We start from the raw sequence: 17625 nt of genomic DNA on the forward strand, positions 1-17625 counted from the left end.
CCGGGTAAGTCATTCGGCCCAGGAATACTCTCCGAATTCCTCCCAGCTCAGCCGGGAATACATCAAGGCGCTTCCATGGCGCACTCCGCCCACACGGTCTTGCCCGGGGCGGCCCGGCGAGGGGTGACGCCCCAGTCGTCCGCGAGGGCGGTGACGAGGAGCAGGCGCCGGACTCGGCACCGCGTGGGGTCGAGGTGAAGCGCATGGTGAACTCGCGTTCGAGCGCGGGAGGCTGTGGCATATGCCCGTTCGGGGAGTCGCTGACTTCATAGGGTCAACGGTCACGGACTCTGCGTAGCGTTGACCAGGAGCGACGCACTGACGGGTACGGGCTGTACGCGCGGGCGGTGCGCTTGTACCTGCTGTTGGGCGTGACCGCCTCCCGGGCCTCTGAGTTGGCCGACTGGGCGGTCGTACGAGAGGAGCTGCGGCGTGGACGACGAGGTTCAGCAGCCGGAGTACGAAGTCGGGACGGGCATGCTGTGCGTGTTCGGTCGGCAGTTGAAGCTGTTCCGGGACCGGGCGGGAACGGACCGGGCGAGTCTCGGTTCGCTGACCGGGTACTCGGCCTCGACGATCGCGTCGTTCGAGCAGGCAAGACGTATTCCGCCGCCGAAGTTCATTGACCAGGCCGATGAAGTGCTGGAGGCGGGTGGGGTGTTGAGCGCGAGCAAGGAGGAGGTGGCTCGGGCTCAGTATCCGGCGTTCTTTCGGGACGCGGCCAAGCTGGAGGCCGAGGCGGTTGAGCTTCTTGTGTACGACACGCAGTTGGTCAACGGCCTTTTGCAGACGGAGGAGTACGCGCGAGCGGTGTTTGCCATGTGGCAGCCACTGCTGGACGAAACGGTCATCGAGCAACGAGTGGCCGCACGACTGGCACGGCAGGAGATCTTCTCCCGGCGACCGGCGCCGCATCTGAGCTTCGTGATCGAGGAGGCTGTTCTGCTCCGGCCGCTCGGCGGAGAGGCTGTCTGGCGAGGGCAGTTGGAGCACCTCAGGCTGATCGCGGACAAGCGCAACGTGGTGATCCAGGTGATGCCGTTGTCTCGCCAGGAACACGCGGGACTTGCTGGCCCGTTCACCTTGATGGAGACCAAGGATGGGCGCAGGATGGCGTACACGGAGGTACAAGGTGACAGCCGTGTCCACACGGAGCGTCTGAAGGTGCGAGAACTTGAGCGCACGTACGGGATCCTTCGCGCGCAGGCCCACACTCCGACAGAATCGCTGGCGTTGATCGAAAAGTTGCTGGGAGAGAGATGAGCGGGGAAAAGGCCGGGCCGGACACTGATGGCCTGGAGTGGTTCAAGAGCAGCTACAGCGCCGGTGATGGGGGCCAGTGCGTCGAGGTTGCAGCCGGGATCGGCGCCGTCCACGTCCGCGACTCGAAGGACACAACCCGCGCCGCACTGGCCGTACAACCCACGGCGTGGACCGCGTTCGTGGAGTTCGCGGCCCTCTGACAGGGGCAGGGCCCTCGGCAGGAGGTGCTTGCCGAGGGCCCCGCACGTCCCAACGGGAACCGGAGCCCCATGATTCGGCCTCGGATGCGCCCGCCCGCAGGGTCATTTCCGCGGGTTCAGGGCTCGCCGGGCCGAGTTGATGACGTTGTGGGCTTCGGCCCCGTACACCGCCGACTCGCTCAGGGTCTTCCAGACCTTCTTGTACAAGGTGATGTTGTCGGCGTCGTCCAGCCACAGTTCGGCGTGCCAGTCCTCGGCGACGACCAGCCGGTCATCGAGCACCCGGAAGCCGTTGGCAGGCACGACCTTGACGGACGCTGTGAAAGGGATGACGCCCAGCTCGACGGTGTCCATGCCGATCATGCCGTTGAGGCGGTCGAGTTGGCTCGCCAGTACCGAGGGCGGGCAGATCAGTGACCGCAACGCGGCCTCCCACATCAACACGTGCAGCTTGCGGCCGGACCGGTACAGCCATTCCTGGCGCTGTACCCGGGAGCGGACGGCTGCCTCGATGTCGTCGGCTCCGCCCAGCAGCTCCGCATACCGCCGGATGACGTGTCGGGCGTACTCCGGGGTCTGCAACAGTCCGGGAACAGTCCGGGGATCACCGACTCTTCCCAGATCCACATGTCCGAGGTGCGGTCGATCTCGGTACTCAGTCCCTCGTGAAGGGGCTTGAAGCCGTTCGCCAGGCTCGACGCCATGATCTGATGTGCGATTCGAACCCGGCCGGCCGAGCCGCTGCGCGAGCCGCTGACCGGTGAGCCGGCCACCGGGGCACGTGAAACGGAGTTCGCGCAGCCGCGCACCCCACGCGCCCGTGAACGTGCTGGTAGTCAGTGCTCACCGGTCACGCGCTATTCGGCCGTGGCGACCTGCGCGGCGAACTGGTCGCGCGGGATGGCGTGGTGCGTCGTCGCGGCCTCGGTATGGGCGAGCCGGAGTGGCTGGGACGGGCTTCGGTGGGAGCATCGGAACGGACCGACGTGGCCCACCTGCGGGTGAGGCCTTCGTCGTCCTGAGAGTGGCAGGTTTCACCGTAGGAACGGGCGCGACATGAGTGGGTCGGTCAGACGGGCAAGGAGCACCGCGCGGAGATCCGCCGGTGCTTCAGATTCGGGAGTGCGCGCCGGCTGGCTCGGACAAGGCGGCTGACAAGCTGACGGAGGAGATCCGTGCCGAGACCTCAGGTACTTGATGAGTTGCTGCGCCAACTGGGTTCTCGCGGCAGCCAAGATGCCGATCTTGATCCGCGGACGCTGATCGACTGGCTGGGGCGGCAGCTCGGTGCGGAGATCGCCCTGGTCGACCGCGCGGGCAGGGTGGAGGTGTCCACTGCCCGGCTTGCGCCGGACATTCTTGCCGGTCTCCAGTCGGTGCTGACGCGGTTGTCGAGCGGACAGCTGGCCGCTGCGGCTTCGCAGGTGGGCGTGTTCCATGTGCGGTGCGAAGCGCTGGGACGGCAGGTGCCGCGTCCGGTGCTGGTGGTGGGCAGCCCGTCACCCCTGACGCGGGAGGCGCTGGCGCTGGCGTCCCATGTCGGCGCCGTGGTCGAGGTGGTGCGGCGTGTCCGGCAGGCCGACGACCTCGCACTGCGCCACCAGCAGGCGGCAACGCGGCTGCGCCTGGCGGTCTTCATGGCCCTGATGGCTGGAGAACTGACGCTGGCCCGCCGGATGACGGCCGGTGCCGTCCCGCCGTTGCTGGACGCCGAACGTCTGCGCATCCACCTGCTGCGCTGCCCGCCCTCGGACCGCGGCAGGCTCATCGATACCTACCAGGATGCGTCCGGCTATCACGGTCGCGGCCTGATGGTGCGTTGCCCTGTCTACGACGACCACCTCATCTGTCTCCTGCCCGTGGACCACGACGGCGACAGCGCGGACGGCGGCCTGGCCGCGCCCTTGCGGGCGCTGGTGCGGGACAACCCGCACTACGCGCTGGGCATCAGCGCTCCGGTGCCCCTGCCGGCCACCGCGCAGGCCTACGACCAAGCCCGCCATGCCCTGGCCGTCGCCTGCCACACACCCGAACGGGTCGCCGACCACCACGGCCGGCCACCGCTGGCCAGGCTGCTCCCTCGTGGGCAAGCCCTTGCCTGGGCCCATGCCTTCCTGGAGCCGATCAGGTCGGCCCCCCGGCTCACCCTCGACATCACCAGCCTTGCCCTGAACTTTCCCCGCTCCGGTGTGGCGCGCCTGCTCGACGTCAGCCGCAACACCGTCACCGCCCATCTGAGGCGTGTCCAAGACGCCCTCGGCCTCGACCTGCAAGATCCCCGCAGCCGCGCCGAGCTCGCCCTGGCCCTCGCGGTCACCGACCTCCCGATACCCGACGGCAACGCCGTAGTCGAGGATGCGCCGACGCCTTCGGTGGACGGTCTGCTGTCCACCGAAGCGGCCATCACCTGGGCTCAGACCTTCCTCCATCCCCTGCAGACCGGCACCGACCGCACCGTGCACCAGACCCTGCGAGCCTGGATCGAAGCCGGTACCGACGCCCAGCGGACGGCCCGGAACCTCGGCATCAGCCGCACCACCGTCCGCGCCCACCTGCACACCGCCGAACAGCTCCTCAAACGCAGCCTCCAGACCCCAGGCCCCGGCATCCACGAAGTGGTCCACGCGTTCCGCATCGCCGACCGTGCACCGTGAACAGCCGTACCCCCGCGACTGCGCACCGTGCGCATTGCCCGCCATCCACAGCGCTCCCTAACGTCTGTTCCACTCGGGCCGGCGATTTCGGTCCATCGGAAAGGATGAGTGGAAACCAAATGCGTGGACTCATGAGTAAGGCAACTGTCGGCGCGGCTCGAAAGGCAGCGGCAGTGCTCGGCATGACAACGCTGATGGCGATCGTACCGTTGGTCGCTGCGCCCGGCGCGGAGGCGCTTGGTAACAATCGCTCGGTCACCCGCAGTTGTGGCAAGAACTATGTGTCCAGTGGCTTCAACAGCCCAAAGAGCTGGGCACAGACCAAGAAGGAGTCGGGTACCTGTGCGGGCCGGCTGAGCGCCGCTCTTGAGCTGGTGGACGGCTACAGGACCCAGCGTGTGTACGGGAGCAACAGCAGTGCCTATGCTTCCTTCAACACGGGTTCCGGAATGGCGGCCAAGTACGGTCTGCACTGGGGCTGTGACGCCTGCAGCGTGACCAAGTCCTGACCGTATGCGTAAAGCGATGCTTGTCGTCGCGGGCATCCTGGCCGCCGTCTCGGGCTGCGCCCCAGCTGCCACGAGCGGCGGCCAGGAAAGGCCCGCTGACATACCGCTTCCCGGACAAGCCTGGGCGCTCAAAGACGGAGTCGTCACTGCGGAGGAATACCGTGCGGCGGTGGATCGGTTCATCTCGTGCGTTCGGGACGCCGGCTACGCGGTCGATGATCCTGTGCGCAGCCCGGTGGACAACCTCACGCTGATCTACGACATAAAGCCCAGTGGTAAACCGGACGTCTACAACGAGGCTGTGCAAGCCTGCAACCTTTCCCACCTGTCGCTTGTCGAGCCTACTTTCGTGGAGTCTGAGCAGCAGGTCATGGACGAGGTGCTGCGGACTGCGGTAACTGACTGCCTGCGACGCCAGGGGGTGTCACTGACAGGCAAGGAACGCAGCCTCAAGGATTACTCCGCCTCCGCCAAGGATGAGGTGCCCGTCGTGGACTGCGTGACGGAAGAATGGCCAACCGCCTATCCCGATCTGCCCGCAACCGTACCCATTCGGTTTTAGTCTTCCGGGGGGCGTGACGCGTGAGCTCATTGCGACTCTTGAGCGTTGCCGCTCCAGCGTGCAGACGCCGCGTTCGACGGGTGCTCGCGCTGCGCCCAGCGCCTGTGCCAGGCTGAACTCGATCTTGCGCAAGGGTCCGTCGGCTTGCCGACGGACCCTTGCGCTTGTTCGGATCGGCGTTGGGTGCGGCCGCTCTCATTCGGCGAGTGGTTGCGGGGTTGCCGCAAGGTCGTCACGCTGGGTCACGGCCGCGAACCGTCGGCTGCTGTCCGGTCGCTCACCCGGGGTTGGCCTTGGCCGGGTGCCGGGTGGGGCCCGGCGGTCGGGCATCCGTAGGATTGGCACGTCGCGTGTATTACCGCCTACCCGTATTGCCGGATTCCGCCCTACGATCTGGACTGGGTAGCCGGCCTTGGGTCGGGGCAGCAGGCCGCATCACGTGGGGCGGGCAGAAGGGCCGTGCTCGGCTCAGAGCTTCACGACGACCACGCGGTCGGCGCACAGCTTGCGCATGTCGTCCTCGTCCGACGTGAACACGGTGACCGGGCCGGGCTGCCGCAGGGCGACGGCGGCGAGGGCCGCGTCGATGGCGTGCTTGTGGCCGTGCAGTCCGGTCTCCTTGAGAAGGCCGGTCGCCTCCTTGCCGATCTCCTCCGTCACCGGCTCGATACGGATCTTGGAGAGAGCCCAGTGCCACTTGGGGTGGGAGCGCGTGGGGTCGTAAGCCTCGATGAGGGTCATCGAGGTGGTGACGACCGGGATGCCTGCATCGTCGGCGTGCCTCAGGTAGGCGCCCATGCGACGCTCCCCGCGCACCCACCGCGAAAGTCCTTCGCTGTCGAGTACGTAGACCCGGTTTCCGGTCATGCGGCATTTCGCTTCTGCTCGCGCGGCTGCTCACCGGGTTCGCGGGCACTGGTCCGCTCGGCGTGCTGCCGCTCCAGATCGCGATGCTCGGCCTCGACCTCAGCCAGTTCCGCCTCGGTGATCTCCCCGTACTCGGACTCCCACCACTGCACGGCCTCGTGCAGCCGCTCCTGCTCCCGCCGGCGCTCTATGGCCTGCGTGACATAGCGGCTGAAGCCGCCGGGGCCGACCTCGGCCCGGATGGCCTCGGCGAGCTCCTCGGGAAGCGTCACGGTGTACTTCTTGGTTGCCATACCGTCGACCATACCGAGAGCCTGGCCGGGCAGCCAGCCAGTGACAGACATCCCGCACGATCGTGTACAAGCGGTGGCGAAGCCCACCAGATCGAGAGCGTGATTGGTAATGGCCCAGCAGCCGCCCCTCCTCCGCGATGTCATCGACATCAAGGAGTCCATCTCCACCTCGGACTTCGTGCTGTCCCTCGCCGAAGCGACGACACCCGAGGGCGCCCAGCACGGGCTCAAGGACTACGTCGTCACCGAGCGGCTGCTGGAGAACTTCGACGAGGCGCTGGCGCTCATCAAGTCCTCGCTCGACGGCCACCGGTCCAAGGCGGCCTACCTGCACGGCTCGTTCGGTTCCGGTAAGTCGCCTTCATGGCCGTGCTGTACGCGCTGCTCAGCGGCAACCCGGCCGCCCGTGCCCGTACCGAGTTCGACCCGGTGCTGACCAAGCACGAGTGGCTGACCACGGACGGCAAGAAGTTCCTGTTCGTGCCGTACCACACGCCCTAAGGCCCTCGAGCAGCGGGTGCTCGGCGGGTACGTCACGCACGTCAAGAAGCTGCGCCCCGACGCTCCGACCCCCCCCAGGTGTACCGGACCGACTCCCTCTTCGCCGACATCCGCGCCATGCGCGCCAACATGGGCGACGAGGCGGTCATCCGCGGCCTGGGCGGCAGCGACGCGGACGACGGCGAGGAGGACGAGTGGGGCGAGGGATTCGCCTGGACCCCGCAGCTCCTCGACACCGCCCTCGCCGCCGAGGAGAACCACGAGGCCGGCACCCCTGTGAACCTCCGCAACCCCTCCGCCCCTGCGGAGTTGCGGGCCAAGCTGGTCAACGACGCCGGCACCAACCTCCTGCCCGGCTTCGCCAAGAACGCCGTCGAGGACGAGCACGGCTTCATCTTCCTCGACGCCGGTCTGTCCGTCATCGCCGAGCACGCCAAGTCGATCGGCTACGACGGACTCATCCTGTTCATGGACGAGCTGATCCTCTGGCTGGCCACCCTCACCGAGGAGGGCTTCCTCGACAGCGACGGCGGGATGCTGTTCGTCGGCCCCGAGGCGGAACGCCGCTTCGGAAAACGGCACTTCATCGAACTCACCGCCTCCTTCACCGCGCCTCCGCAGTTCACCGTCCTGTCCGGACGCACCGAGATCGGACGCACCGCCCCGAGCGTCCTCACGGAGGAACGCCCCGGCCCCAGGCGGCTGCTGCTCGGTGGACGCAGCTGGCAGGTCACCTACATCGACTGACTGCGCAAACGCGTATTCGTCGAGCCGGCCGACGGCGGCGGCATCGCCAAGTGGATGAACGGCGGCGTCGCCGGACTGTCGTACGCCCTGACGCGTGCCATGCGCGAGGTACTGCTGGGCACGGCCCCACCGGTCTCCCTCACCCGGCGAGCGGAGGCGTGCCTGGCCGAACAGCGCGAAACCGACGCCCCCGACACCGTCCACCCCGGCGGCACGCTGATCACGCGCGTCGGCTCCGACGTCCGTTGGTGGACCTGGGCCGGCTACCGCGCCAACGCCACCTTGGCGGCCACCCTCCAGTCGGTCACCGACCCCCTGCAACGGCCCACCGACAGCTGGCTGCGCCTGCGTGAGAACCTCATCCCGGCTGACTGGCATGCGGCGCGGGAGAACGTCGGCGAGAACCTCGTCCTGCCTGATGTGGACCGCCGGGCCGTACGCGGCCTGAAGTTCTCCGCCGCCCTTCCGGAACGCCTCGCCGTGGCCACGGTGGCGGCTCGCTTGGCCGACTTCGAGAGCGCTCGCTCGGTGCTGGGCGAGCCGGCGCGCTTTCAGTACGACGGCTGAACCGGAAAAGCCGCCGAGGCCGCTTCAGACGGGCGTCAGCTCGTGGCGACCAGCTCGTCGAGCAGCTGCTCCAACAGGCTGTTGTCGCCGAGGAAGCTCTTCACCGAGGCGTCCTCGTTGCGCGGGGGGTCCAGGGTCGACCAGTTGAGGTCGTATCCGACGTCGGCGCTGAGTTGGGTCAGGAACGCCCGCTGGGCACGGCCGTTGCCCTCGCGGAACGGGTGGAGGACGTTCATGTCGCCGTACAGCTCGGCCAGCTGGACGACGAATTCCTGCCGGGGGAGATTGCGCAGTCGGCCGGAGGAGGCGAGACGGCCGAAGACCTCTCCGGCGTAGGGCGCCAGGTTCCTCGCCGGACAGAACGGTGTGCGCTTGGCGATGTTCACGGTGCGTAACTCGCCTGCCCACGGATAGATGTCACCGAAGATCGCGGCATGGAACGCTTGGAGATGGCCGAGGTCGTACGCGCCGGGCAGGGGGCGTACGGCGAGCATGACGAGGCGGGCCCGGGTGATGTCCGCCTCCGCTGCCGCGAGCAGCTGATGGTCGGTGATGCCGAGCTTGTTGCGCAGCACGCCGTTGGGCATGGCGTACGGATCGTTCACCCCGCCCGCCGCTCCGAAGTCTGTCGGTGGCGGGCGATCGCGCGGGCGACAAGGGTGTCCACGTCGAGGTCGCCCTTCACGTATGCCTCTGTGTCGCGGTCCGAGGCCTCGGAGGCGTGGAGCCCCTCGGCCTCGATGGAGCCGGTGGCCGAGGCGACGGCCGCACGTCGTGCCGCTCGGCCGCTCAGCGCCTCGAAGGCCTCGACGGACAGGAGGACGCCCTGGGGCTTGCGGTGGGCGCCGATCAGGACCGGGTCGGCATCCGCGCCGGATTCCGACAGGTCGGTCAGGATCCGCGACAGTCTCGCGCGCGCGTCGCTGACGGTCACGACCTCAGGAATCTCCATGCTGTCACCGTACCCGTATAGAGTCTTGATTCTGTACAGATTCTAGTACGGATTCCGGTGAGTGTCCCGCCTCGGGCGGCCCTGGAGGTATCCCTGACCCCGTCCCGGAGGCTGCCACCAGCCGAGACTGCGAGGTCCTCGCCGATGTCGGCGGGGTTGAACCGGGCCACCGGTACTTCGCGCCGGATGAGTTCGGTGATCACCATGTCGGCGGTGATGCCGTCCGCCTCGGTGGCCACCGGAACCGGCCTCTCCGAGAACGACGAAGTCCCCGTCCCGACCGCTCCGGCGCGGGGCACCAGGTCAAGGACCACCTGGCCACCGTGCCGGTCGCGCACGCGGATGAGTCCGGGGGCCGTCGCCGCGACGGCCGTCACCGGTGAGGTCCCGGAGCCGCCTCGGGGAGGCGGCTCCGGTGACTGCCCGGGGCCGGGGGCTATCCGGCCCACCGGACGGAGTCCTCGATCGGGCAGCGCGCGCCCTGGTGGGGCGGCGTGGTCGTGGCCCGTCCGGTTCGCAGGACCGCCAGGACCTCGTTGTCCCCGTCGGGGCCGAGTCCGGCCGCCGGGCGACCGAACTCGCCGCCCAGCGGCTGGGCGGCGTATCCGGCCTCGGTCAGTGCGAGCCAGATGTGCATCAGCGTGGCTCCCGCTTCGAGGCGGTCGGCGACGGTCCGGCGCGGGCCGCGCAGGACGAGCACGGCCCCGCAGTCGCGCAGCCTCCGTGCCCGGCCGCCGGCCGCCGCCGAGGCCAGTCGGCGGACCAGCGCCCGCGGTACCGCCTCGCTGTCGACGGCGCGGGCGAGCACGCCGGCCGCCCCCGAGCGGTCGAGGAGGTCGCGCGGTTCCCCGAAGGAACGGCGGCCGCTGTCGTTTCGTGCACGTTCCCGCAGCCAGGCCCGGAGTCGGGCGTCCGACGCCGGATCGGCGGCCATGGCCGAGTCGAGCTCGGTCCGGGCGAGCCGGGCCAGGGCGGCGGGGCCGGTCACCGTCTCCAGGGCGAGGTTCCGCTCGGCGCACAGCAACTCGATCCGCTTCGCCGTCGCCGTGTCGAGAGGGGTGCGCAGCAGGCCCTCCCGGTGGGTGGAGCGCAGGCCGAGCGCGCCCTGCCGGACGAGGACGTCGTCGCGGAGGCGGTCGCAGTGGAACCGGCCGACGAACGCGGGCGTCCCGTCCTCGCCGGCCGGCTGATCCGACGCGGTCGAGGCCTCCCACTCGCCGTGCGCCAGGTAGGCCATGGATCCCAGAGCGCAGCCGAGGCTCTCCGCCCAGCCCAGCGGATCCCGGACGGCGGCGGGCCAGCGCTGCGGGTCGTGCGCCAGCCGGACCGTGCGGTCGTCGAGGAGTTCGAACGCCCAGGGCTGGGTGTTGAAGGCGGAAGGGGCGAGCCGGGCGCCGCCCAGCACGGTGGCGAGCCGCTCGGGCAGCGGGCGCGGGGGCTGTGGCGCGGCCGAGGGCCGGAGGGGACCGCGCCGGGAGGCGGCGCGTAGCGCCCGTCGGGACCGTACGATCTCCACCGGCAGCCGCGCCCGGTGCAGCAGGGCGGCCGGGCGGGGCATGACCGCGGCATGCACGTCCATGGTGACGACATGCCGTGTCCCGCGGTTCATGAGCAGGTCCACGACCGTTCTGGCGGTCAGTGTGGCCAGGCCGAGGACGCAGTAGCCGATCTGCGGCCAGGCGCCCCCGTTGACGCGCCGGTCGGTCTGCACGGCCAGGTAGTCGCTGGGGACCTGAAGTCTGCCGATCCACCGCATCGATTCCCACAGGCGGTTCTCGCGGTGTGCCTCGGCGCTCGCCCTGCCGTAGAACGGCACCGGGTTGCGCCGGTAGTCGAAGACGTACAGGGTCGGTTTCCCGCCGAAGTCCATACCCGCCAGGACGGGGATGCCGAGCCGGGCGGCCCGCTCGTGCAGCTGGTACTTGACCCAGGACGACATCGTCGGGTCGATGGCGTCGACGACGATGTGGGCGCCGTCGAGTGCCTCGTCGAGGTTCTCCAGGGTCAGCCCCTGCGGGTAAACGGTCACTTCGGCCGAGGGGTTGAGCGTGCGAATCCGGTCGGCGATCGCCGCGGGCTTCGAACGGCCCAGGTCGGCCTGTACACAGGCCTGCCGGTTCAGGTTCGAGACGTCGAAGACGTCGGGGTCGGCGAGCCGGAAGCGCAGCACACCGAGCCGGGCCAGTGGTTCGACGACCCCGCCACCGCCGCCGCATCCCGCCACGAGTACGGTCGCGGCGCGCAGGGCCGCCTGTTCCCGTTCGCTGATGATGCCGGCGTTGCGGCCCACCGCCTCGGCCCCGGCGGCCGCCACGTCGATGTCCGCCCGGTGGGTGTCAGTGGCCATGGCTGCTTCCGTTCGCTCGGTGCCCGTGCTCGGCCCGCGCTGCGACGGCGGTGGAGCGAAGTGCCGTACTGTGCTGGTGGGATGGGCGTGTTCGGCTCATGCGCTTTCCAGCTCCGGGTGGTGGCCGCCCGCGGCTGCGCAGGCGGACCTGCCGACCGGGAACCGCCTGATCTGCTGGGGCCTGACCCGGGGCGGCCAGCAGCGCGGGACGAGGATGTCCAGCGCGTAGGCGCGGGCGACGAGCGCGGACCGGGTGGGGGCCTGCAGCTTCTTCAGCATCGCGCTGATGTGGTATTCGACGCCGTGGCTGCTGAGGCCGAGCCGTGAGGCCAACTGCTGGGTGGACAGCCCGGCGGCCACGCCTTCCAGGATGCGGGCGGGCACCTCGGCGAGCGCCGCGGCCGGTGTGAGCGGGGGGCTGTGGACGGCGTCCGGGACGATGAGCGCGATCGCGGCGCAGTCCGTGCGGCAGACATGCAGAAGGGTGCTGAGCGTGATGCTCGTGACCAGGCAGTCCCTGCCCGTGAGGTTCCCGTCCGTGAGTGTCAGGCAGATGGTGAAGTCACCGCGCTGCCCGTCGACGAGTTGGGAGAAGTGTTCCTCCAGGCTCGCCGCGGCCGTCGGGTGGAAGAACCGTGCCAGGGGTTCCCCCGTCACCTCCGCGCGTACGAGCCCGAACTGCTCGTAGAACGCGTCGTTCGCCTCCACGACCCGGAGGGCGGTGTCGAGATGGACGATGCCGATTGCCGCGGTGAGCGCCGACGGGTCTCCTGATTTCGCCGCGACGGGCTCTGGGCGGGGCTCCAGAATTGTGGCCTTGGGCAGGGTGGACAAGGCAGTACCTCTTTCGGGGGGCGGCCGGAAGAGACTCGGGTGTTCCGCGTTCGGCCGACGCCGGTGGACTGCCCTGAGCGGGGGCGTCCTTAGTCTCTTCCGTCAGGTGGGACAGAGGGCCGTGTGAGGGAAGCCGGTCGTGCAGCGGGGGGACAGGCCAGCCCGAACGTCGTAGTGAATCCTGTTCCCCATCGGACGGGGGTCCGGGAAAACCGTCCAACTGCCATGGGGGGCGGCGTGCAAGGTCTCTTGGTGGTTCGGACGTGCGTTCCTTGTTGGTTCCATAGTTGCCGCGGTGACGGAATATCACAAGACCCAACATCCCCATTCTGGCGTGGAGTCCGGGTGGGATGTATTCGCTTCTGCGGTCGCTGTGCGCGATGCGGCCGGCTGTCGCGCGGCCGTCGACTGCGTCCGTGGCCAGGTGCAACAGGCAGGCCGGCGCACGCGCGGGACACCGTGGGCATCCTTCGAGGCCGGCCGGATCGCGGGTGGGCGACGGGGAGGACGCTCTTCTCCGCGGGTGGTGACCGGAGCACGCCATGCCCGCCCGCCCGGAACCGTCACTGACGCGATCGGCGCAACTCCTGCGACCTCATGCATTCAGCCGAGTCCGTGATCTGCTGCCCCGACAGCAGAAGGGTGCCTCTCACCTGCGGTGATCTGGATTTTCCAGATCAAGTGGGCCGTGCGGAAGGGGTACTCCACGGGTGAAGACCACGGGCTGGGCCCAGCGGCTCGACGTGCGGGCCGATGAACGAGAATCTGATCCGGCCACGTGGGTGTGGTGCTGCTACGAAAGGTCGCCGATCGTGCCGGGCTCACCCGGGCCCTGGCTGCCGTACTCCCGAAGGGCGCCGGGCGGGGCCGGCGGGACCGGGGCGTTGCGCTGGTCCAGCCGGCCGAGCCGACCGGCCTGCGCGACCTGACCGCCTGGCCGCCGGGGGCGCGGCTGATCGTGCGCCGGGTCGAACCGTCCCGCCGGGATGCGAAGAAGCTGACCGCCGAAGAAGCTGACCGCCTTCGAGAAGCGCGCCGGTCGGCGCTACCAGATCACCGCCACCGACATCCCCGCCCACCAGGGACGCACCCGCCCTGGGCCGCCGCGTTCACTGCCGCCTGGCAGCGGGCCGCCCAACTACGGGCCCTCACCCAACTCCCGTCCCTCACCTGACGGCCGGCCACCACCCCGTCGACATCAGGAAGGAGGAGAACCCCTCACCTCGGGCCCGTGGAACCCGACGCACCCGCAGCGCACCCGCAGCGCATGCGACGGCTCCTGCGCCGCCGACCGGCCGGACAAACCAGGGCAAGACGCCGGATCGGCGGAACCGATCAACCCGCAGACGAATCGAGGCCGACGCCAACCCGAATGCGGAGACTAAGGGTTCTTCTAGTCGACCTTCGTTCTGTGGCCCTTGTATGGTCGCATTGCCTCCGCAGGTCGACTCCATTTCGGCACCACAGGAGACCCTTTATGGCGAACATCGAATCGACCATCAAACACATCCTGGTCGATGATCTCTTCATCACTGTTCCGCCGTCTGAGATCGGGCTGGACGACAATTTCCGGGATGTCCTCGGACTCGATTCGCTCGGATTCACCGAACTTCGCACCCAGTGCGAATACCTCTTCGGCATCACCATCTCGGACAATGACTTCGTCCCGGAGCACTTCTCCTCGATCCGGACCCTGACCCAGTTGGTGTCGCTCAGGCAAGCGGCTCTTCCGGACGAGGCCGGCGCCCAGTGACCGAGATGGCGAACGCCGAGGTGGCGCGTGAACCGCGGACCATGGGGTTCACGGAACTCAAGAGCTGGTTGCGCCATCGTCATCCGATGGTTTATCTCGACCGTATTCTGGATTACGAGCCCGGGAAATACGTGAAGAGCCTCATGGCTGTTTCCGGGCAGATCGACGCGATCGCCGGCCACTTTCCCGAGCGTGCCGTCTTTCCCGCCAGCCACATGATGCAGGCGATCGCCCAGTCGGCGATCATCCTCGCCCAGTTGTCGACATCGCCGCTCGGCGACGACGAGATCACCCTGATCGGATCGGTCAAGGCCAGGTTCATCCGCGTCGTCGTCCCCGGCGACCAGATCGTCTTCCACACCACCTGCGACAAGCTTCGCGGCGACGTCATGACATTCACGTGCCGGGCGGAGGTCTCCGGCAGGCCCGTCGCCATGACCAGGGGCTCGCTGGTCCGCACCAAGGTGGCGGATCTGGGCGAGCAGTTGTGGTGAGCGCAGGGTCCCAGGTGTGGGTGACGGGAAGGGCGTGGTCGACCGCTCTGGGCTCCGACGTGGACACCGTGTGGGAGTCGCTGCTGGCCGGCGCCTCCGGCATCGCCGAAGTGCCGTCCCCGTTGCCGCTGCGCGGCGTGCTCGCCGCGACCGTGCCCGACCTCGAAAGTGACCTGCCCGCGTGGGACCGCCAGCAGCGGATCACCCGCGCCACGCTGTCAAAGGCCCTGCGGGACGCCGGGATCGACCCCGGCGACCCGGGTGTCCTGCCCGTCCTCGGCACCAGCTACGGCCCCCACCTGGAGATGCCGGACACCGGCTCGCTGTCCCACTGGTCCGTCACAGCGGCACGGGGCGCCGGATGCGTGGTGGAACCGGTCACCGTCACGACCGCCTGCTCCGCGGGTTCCGACGCCGTCCTGGCCGGACTCGCCCTCCTTGAGGAAGGCGTCGCGGACGTCTGCGTGTGCGGCGGGGCGGACGTACTCACCCTGGGCAAACGCCTCGGCCACTCGCACCTCGGCACGATGTCCCCCGACGGCCTCCGTGCCTTCGACACCGCCCGCAACGGCACCGTCCTCGGCGAGGGAGCGGCGTTCCTCGTCCTGGAGCGGGCCGAACGCGCCCGCGCCCGCGGAGCCCGCCCGTACGGCGTCGTCGCCGGCGCCGGATCGTCGAACGACGCCGCCAATGCCGTGGCCCCCGATCCGTCCGGCGCGAACGTCGTCCTGGCCGTGGAACGCGCGCTGCGCGACGCGGACATCACGCCGGAGGACGTCACCGTCGTCAACGCGCACGGCTCCGGGACACCGGTGAACGACGACGTGGAGGCCCGGGCCTACGCGCGGCTCTTCACCGGCGTACCCCGCCCGCCGGTCGCGTCCGCGACGAAGGGGGCGTTCGGACACACGCTCGGCGCGACCGGCGCCATCGAGGCGGTGGCCCTGCTCCAGGCCCTCGCGACAGGCACGGCGCCCCCCGTCCCCTCCCTGCGGAACCCGCTGCCAGGGCTCGGCCTGCCGATCCCGATGGAGCGACCGATGAAGGCCGAACCGGGCTGGGGCATCAGCGTGACGCTCGGATTCGGCGGCTTCAACACCTGCCTCGTCCTCCAGGGACCCGAAAGCGCGGCGACATGAGTGACGTGGACATCTTGACCACGTACGGCATGACCGTGCTCGGCGAAGGCGTCACCCAGGTGACCGACCTGTCCGGTGTACGCCCGAGACAGCGGGCCTCCCTCTACGCGGACCCGCTCTCCTGGCTCGTGTTCGAGGCCGTGCAACAAGCGATCGACGCACACCGGGAGGACATCGACTCGGCGCGGGAGGGCGTGGGGCACATCGTCGTCAGCGACGACTGCACCACGTACACCATGCGCGCGATCGCCGCGACGATCGCGGCGGGACGCATCTCGCCGCTGCGGTTCTCCGGGGCGAACCCGGGTTCGGTGTGCAGCCTCCCCTCCCAGTTCCTGGGCTTCAGCGGGCCCAGCATGACCCTGTCGATGCCGCCGGACAAGGGCCTGCCCCCGGCGGCCGCCGTCGCCCGCGCATGGCTGCGCCAGGGCTCGGCGACCCATGTGCTCGTCACCTCCCATCGAGCCGGCCCCTCGGGCCATCGCGTCACCAGCGCGCTGCTGACGGGGACACAGGAAGGCTGAAGTGGACACCGCCTGCACTCTCGAGTCCGGCGTCGTGCGGGACTTTCTCCGTGATCTCGTCCAGGTGGACCGACCGGGAACCCGGCCCCCGCTGTTCGACACCGTGGTGGAGGAGATCCACCGACTCGGTGTCGAACCCGGAATGCCCGTCATGGTGGCGATGCCGAACGGCGCTCCGTTCGTCACCGTGGTGTGCGCGCTGCTGGTCCGTGGCGCGGTCCCGGTGCTTCTGCCGCCGTCGGCGCCGCCGTCCCGTGTCGAGCGGATGGCGCGGGCCCTCGGCGCGGACGCCCTGATCGCTGCGAGGGTCCCGCCCGGACCGCACGCCGGCGTACCACCGCGCACCCTCGGCGGGTTCGCCCGGTTCGCCCGCCTGAGCGGCGTGGACACCCTCCGGTACCGGCCCGGGGAGATCATCCTCCTCACCTCGGGGACCTCCGGTGTGTTCAGCGGCTGTCTGCACCGCGTCGACTCGCTCCTGCGCAACGCCGGCCGCCACGCCCGGGCGATCGGTCAGAGCGCCGCCGACAGCGTCCTGATCAGCCTGCCCATGCACTACTCCTACGCCTTCGTCGCCCAGTTGCTCGCCACCCTCGCGACCGGGGGCAGGGCGGTCATCGCGGGCCCGCCGTTCACGCCCGCCCACTACCACCGGACCATCCAGGAACACGGGGTCACCGTGTCCTCCCTGACACCCACGATGGTCGAGTCATGGCTCCGCGCGGGAGAGCGACTCCCGGCACCGCTGCGCCGTCTGACGGTGGGGGGCGACGCGTTCGCCGCCTCGTCCGTGGCGGACCTCCTGAAGCACAACGCGGGCCTTGAGCTGTACCTCACCTACGGGCTCACCGAAGCCGGTCCCCGCGTCTCCACCCTCGCCGCCCACCTGGAGCCGCCCAGTCGCCATGCCTCGGTGGGACTCCCGCTCCCCGGGGTCCAGGTCCGGCTGCGCACGGCCGACGCCGATGACAGGGCCGGCGAGCTGATCGTCGAGACGGACACGGGCATGCTCCGCAGGGTCGGCCGCCGCGACGAGCCCGAACCCCCCGTCAGCGGCCCCACGACCTCGATCAGCACGGGGGACCTCTTCGAGAGGGACGACGAGGGCTATCTCTACTTTCGCAGCCGCCGCCCCAGCTATGTGATCAGCCGCGGCGAGAAGGTCTCCCTGAAATCGGTCTGCGCACTCGCGGAGACCCTCCCCGGCGTCCTGGGCGCGGAGGCCTGGACCCACGAGAACACCGACGGCGACGTCGTGTTCACCCTCGACGTCTACTGCGCGGACCCCTCGATCGACGAACAAGAGATCCGACGACGGCTGGCGACGGTCCTGCTGCGCAGCGAGCAGCCGGCCCGCCTGTTGATCCACCCGGCAACGCACCTGGGCTGGCGCAAGTCCGCCGGAAAGTAGCGGAGGTC

At 69.4% G+C, this 17625-nt stretch carries 18 protein-coding genes and 3 pseudogenes; 12 read left to right on the forward strand and 9 right to left on the reverse strand.

The window, feature by feature from the left end:
* Positions 1 to 62 precede the first annotated feature (62 nt).
* Positions 63 to 170, reverse strand: a pseudogene (locus ACIBTS_RS40995) (ATP-binding protein); the annotation flags it as partial.
* 262 nt (positions 171 to 432) lie between these two features.
* Between ACIBTS_RS40995 and ACIBTS_RS41000 the strand changes: the two are divergent.
* Together ACIBTS_RS41000 and ACIBTS_RS41005 are read left to right on the forward strand one after the other, a co-directional pair.
* On the forward strand, positions 433 to 1263 hold the full coding sequence (locus ACIBTS_RS41000) for a helix-turn-helix domain-containing protein (RefSeq protein WP_399325891.1): 831 nt from the start codon (positions 433 to 435) through the stop codon (positions 1261 to 1263).
* Positions 1260 to 1463, forward strand: a complete 204-nt coding sequence (locus ACIBTS_RS41005; RefSeq protein ID WP_399325893.1) for a DUF397 domain-containing protein — start codon at positions 1260 to 1262, stop codon at positions 1461 to 1463. Before ACIBTS_RS41000 ends, ACIBTS_RS41005 begins: the two co-directional genes overlap by 4 nt.
* A gap of 102 nt (positions 1464 to 1565) precedes the next feature.
* Here the strand turns inward: ACIBTS_RS41005 and ACIBTS_RS41010 are convergent.
* Positions 1566 to 2310: pseudogene (locus tag ACIBTS_RS41010) on the reverse strand (DUF5753 domain-containing protein).
* Positions 2311 to 2638: 328 nt separating this feature from the next.
* Between ACIBTS_RS41010 and ACIBTS_RS41015 the strand changes: the two are divergent.
* The 3 genes from ACIBTS_RS41015 (at position 2639) to ACIBTS_RS41025 (ending at position 5188) form a co-directional block, all read left to right on the forward strand.
* Positions 2639 to 4117, forward strand: coding sequence for a helix-turn-helix domain-containing protein (locus ACIBTS_RS41015; protein ID WP_399325895.1), 1479 nt, complete (start codon positions 2639 to 2641; stop codon positions 4115 to 4117).
* Positions 4118 to 4248: 131 nt separating this feature from the next.
* The gene (locus ACIBTS_RS41020; protein ID WP_399325897.1) at positions 4249 to 4626 is read left to right on the forward strand and encodes a hypothetical protein; all 378 of its coding nucleotides are present in this window, start codon (positions 4249 to 4251) and stop codon (positions 4624 to 4626) included.
* Between the two features lie 16 nt (positions 4627 to 4642).
* On the forward strand, positions 4643 to 5188 hold the full coding sequence (locus ACIBTS_RS41025; protein WP_399325899.1) for a hypothetical protein: 546 nt from the start codon (positions 4643 to 4645) through the stop codon (positions 5186 to 5188).
* A gap of 468 nt (positions 5189 to 5656) precedes the next feature.
* On the opposite strand, the gene ACIBTS_RS41030 is transcribed toward ACIBTS_RS41025, so the two are convergent.
* Positions 5657 to 6055, reverse strand: a complete 399-nt coding sequence (locus ACIBTS_RS41030; protein WP_399325901.1) for a hypothetical protein — start codon at positions 6053 to 6055, stop codon at positions 5657 to 5659.
* Positions 6052 to 6348, reverse strand: a complete 297-nt coding sequence (locus tag ACIBTS_RS41035; RefSeq protein WP_399325903.1) for a hypothetical protein — start codon at positions 6346 to 6348, stop codon at positions 6052 to 6054. Before ACIBTS_RS41035 ends, ACIBTS_RS41030 begins: the two co-directional genes overlap by 4 nt.
* Before the next feature lie 109 nt (positions 6349 to 6457).
* On the opposite strand from ACIBTS_RS41035, the pseudogene ACIBTS_RS41040 reads away from it, so the two are divergent.
* Positions 6458 to 8163 (forward strand): annotated as a pseudogene (locus ACIBTS_RS41040) (hypothetical protein).
* Between the two features lie 35 nt (positions 8164 to 8198).
* Here the strand turns inward: ACIBTS_RS41040 and ACIBTS_RS41045 are convergent.
* From ACIBTS_RS41045 to ACIBTS_RS41065, 5 genes are all read right to left on the reverse strand, one after another.
* Complete coding sequence (locus ACIBTS_RS41045; RefSeq protein WP_399325905.1) at positions 8199 to 8768, reverse strand: Fic/DOC family protein; 570 nt, start codon at positions 8766 to 8768, stop codon at positions 8199 to 8201.
* On the reverse strand, positions 8765 to 9115 hold the full coding sequence (locus tag ACIBTS_RS41050; RefSeq protein WP_399325907.1) for a type II toxin-antitoxin system Phd/YefM family antitoxin: 351 nt from the start codon (positions 9113 to 9115) through the stop codon (positions 8765 to 8767). The genes ACIBTS_RS41045 and ACIBTS_RS41050 overlap by 4 nt, the downstream gene beginning before the upstream one ends.
* The gene (locus ACIBTS_RS41055; protein ID WP_399325909.1) at positions 9094 to 9429 is read right to left on the reverse strand and encodes a hypothetical protein; all 336 of its coding nucleotides are present in this window, start codon (positions 9427 to 9429) and stop codon (positions 9094 to 9096) included. Before ACIBTS_RS41055 ends, ACIBTS_RS41050 begins: the two co-directional genes overlap by 22 nt.
* A gap of 122 nt (positions 9430 to 9551) precedes the next feature.
* Positions 9552 to 11462: a ThiF family adenylyltransferase gene (locus ACIBTS_RS41060; protein WP_399325911.1), complete on the reverse strand. Its 1911-nt coding sequence runs from the start codon at positions 11460 to 11462 to the stop codon at positions 9552 to 9554.
* Between the two features lie 96 nt (positions 11463 to 11558).
* Entirely contained in the window at positions 11559 to 12296 is a 738-nt protein-coding gene (locus tag ACIBTS_RS41065) for a LuxR C-terminal-related transcriptional regulator (RefSeq protein WP_399325913.1), read from the reverse strand.
* Between the two features lie 784 nt (positions 12297 to 13080).
* On the opposite strand from ACIBTS_RS41065, the gene ACIBTS_RS41070 reads away from it, so the two are divergent.
* The 6 genes from ACIBTS_RS41070 (at position 13081) to ACIBTS_RS41095 (ending at position 17617) form a co-directional block, all read left to right on the forward strand.
* Entirely contained in the window at positions 13081 to 13470 is a 390-nt protein-coding gene (locus tag ACIBTS_RS41070) for a hypothetical protein (protein WP_399325915.1), read from the forward strand.
* 303 nt (positions 13471 to 13773) lie between these two features.
* Positions 13774 to 14049, forward strand: a complete 276-nt coding sequence (locus ACIBTS_RS41075) for an acyl carrier protein (RefSeq protein ID WP_399325916.1) — start codon at positions 13774 to 13776, stop codon at positions 14047 to 14049.
* A 5-nt stretch (positions 14050 to 14054) separates the two neighbouring features.
* Positions 14055 to 14543, forward strand: a complete 489-nt coding sequence (locus ACIBTS_RS41080) for a 3-hydroxyacyl-ACP dehydratase FabZ family protein (protein ID WP_399325917.1) — start codon at positions 14055 to 14057, stop codon at positions 14541 to 14543.
* Positions 14540 to 15682 carry a beta-ketoacyl synthase N-terminal-like domain-containing protein gene (locus ACIBTS_RS41085; RefSeq protein ID WP_399325919.1) on the forward strand — a complete coding sequence of 381 codons (1143 nt, stop codon included), beginning with the start codon at positions 14540 to 14542 and terminating at the stop codon, positions 15680 to 15682. The genes ACIBTS_RS41080 and ACIBTS_RS41085 overlap by 4 nt, the downstream gene beginning before the upstream one ends.
* Positions 15679 to 16206: a coronafacic acid synthetase gene (locus ACIBTS_RS41090; RefSeq protein ID WP_399325921.1), complete on the forward strand. Its 528-nt coding sequence runs from the start codon at positions 15679 to 15681 to the stop codon at positions 16204 to 16206. Before ACIBTS_RS41085 ends, ACIBTS_RS41090 begins: the two co-directional genes overlap by 4 nt.
* Before the next feature lies 1 nt (position 16207).
* Complete coding sequence (locus ACIBTS_RS41095) at positions 16208 to 17617, forward strand: class I adenylate-forming enzyme family protein (protein WP_399325923.1); 1410 nt, start codon at positions 16208 to 16210, stop codon at positions 17615 to 17617.
* The last annotated feature ends 8 nt before the right edge of the window (positions 17618 to 17625 follow it).

Source organism: Streptomyces sp. NPDC050121 (assembly GCF_044460385.1).
Classification (GTDB): Bacteria; Actinomycetota; Actinomycetes; order Streptomycetales; family Streptomycetaceae; genus Streptomyces; species Streptomyces soliscabiei.

Bases quoted from the DNA above. Each gene is read 5' to 3' on its own strand.
- ACIBTS_RS41005 (WP_399325893.1), top strand. From the start codon at position 1,260: ATGAGCGGGGAAAAGGCCGGGCCGGACACTGATGGCCTGGAGTGGTTC.
- ACIBTS_RS41020 (WP_399325897.1), top strand. From the start codon at position 4,249: ATGAGTAAGGCAACTGTCGGCGCGGCTCGAAAGGCAGCGGCAGTGCTC.
- ACIBTS_RS41025 (WP_399325899.1), top strand. From the start codon at position 4,643: ATGCTTGTCGTCGCGGGCATCCTGGCCGCCGTCTCGGGCTGCGCCCCA.
- ACIBTS_RS41030 (WP_399325901.1), bottom strand. From the start codon at position 6,055: ATGACCGGAAACCGGGTCTACGTACTCGACAGCGAAGGACTTTCGCGG.
- ACIBTS_RS41035 (WP_399325903.1), bottom strand. From the start codon at position 6,348: ATGGCAACCAAGAAGTACACCGTGACGCTTCCCGAGGAGCTCGCCGAG.
- ACIBTS_RS41050 (WP_399325907.1), bottom strand. From the start codon at position 9,115: ATGGAGATTCCTGAGGTCGTGACCGTCAGCGACGCGCGCGCGAGACTG.
- ACIBTS_RS41060 (WP_399325911.1), bottom strand. From the start codon at position 11,462: ATGGCCACTGACACCCACCGGGCGGACATCGACGTGGCGGCCGCCGGG.
- ACIBTS_RS41075 (WP_399325916.1), top strand. From the start codon at position 13,774: ATGGCGAACATCGAATCGACCATCAAACACATCCTGGTCGATGATCTC.
- ACIBTS_RS41080 (WP_399325917.1), top strand. From the start codon at position 14,055: ATGGCGAACGCCGAGGTGGCGCGTGAACCGCGGACCATGGGGTTCACG.
- ACIBTS_RS41090 (WP_399325921.1), top strand. From the start codon at position 15,679: ATGAGTGACGTGGACATCTTGACCACGTACGGCATGACCGTGCTCGGC.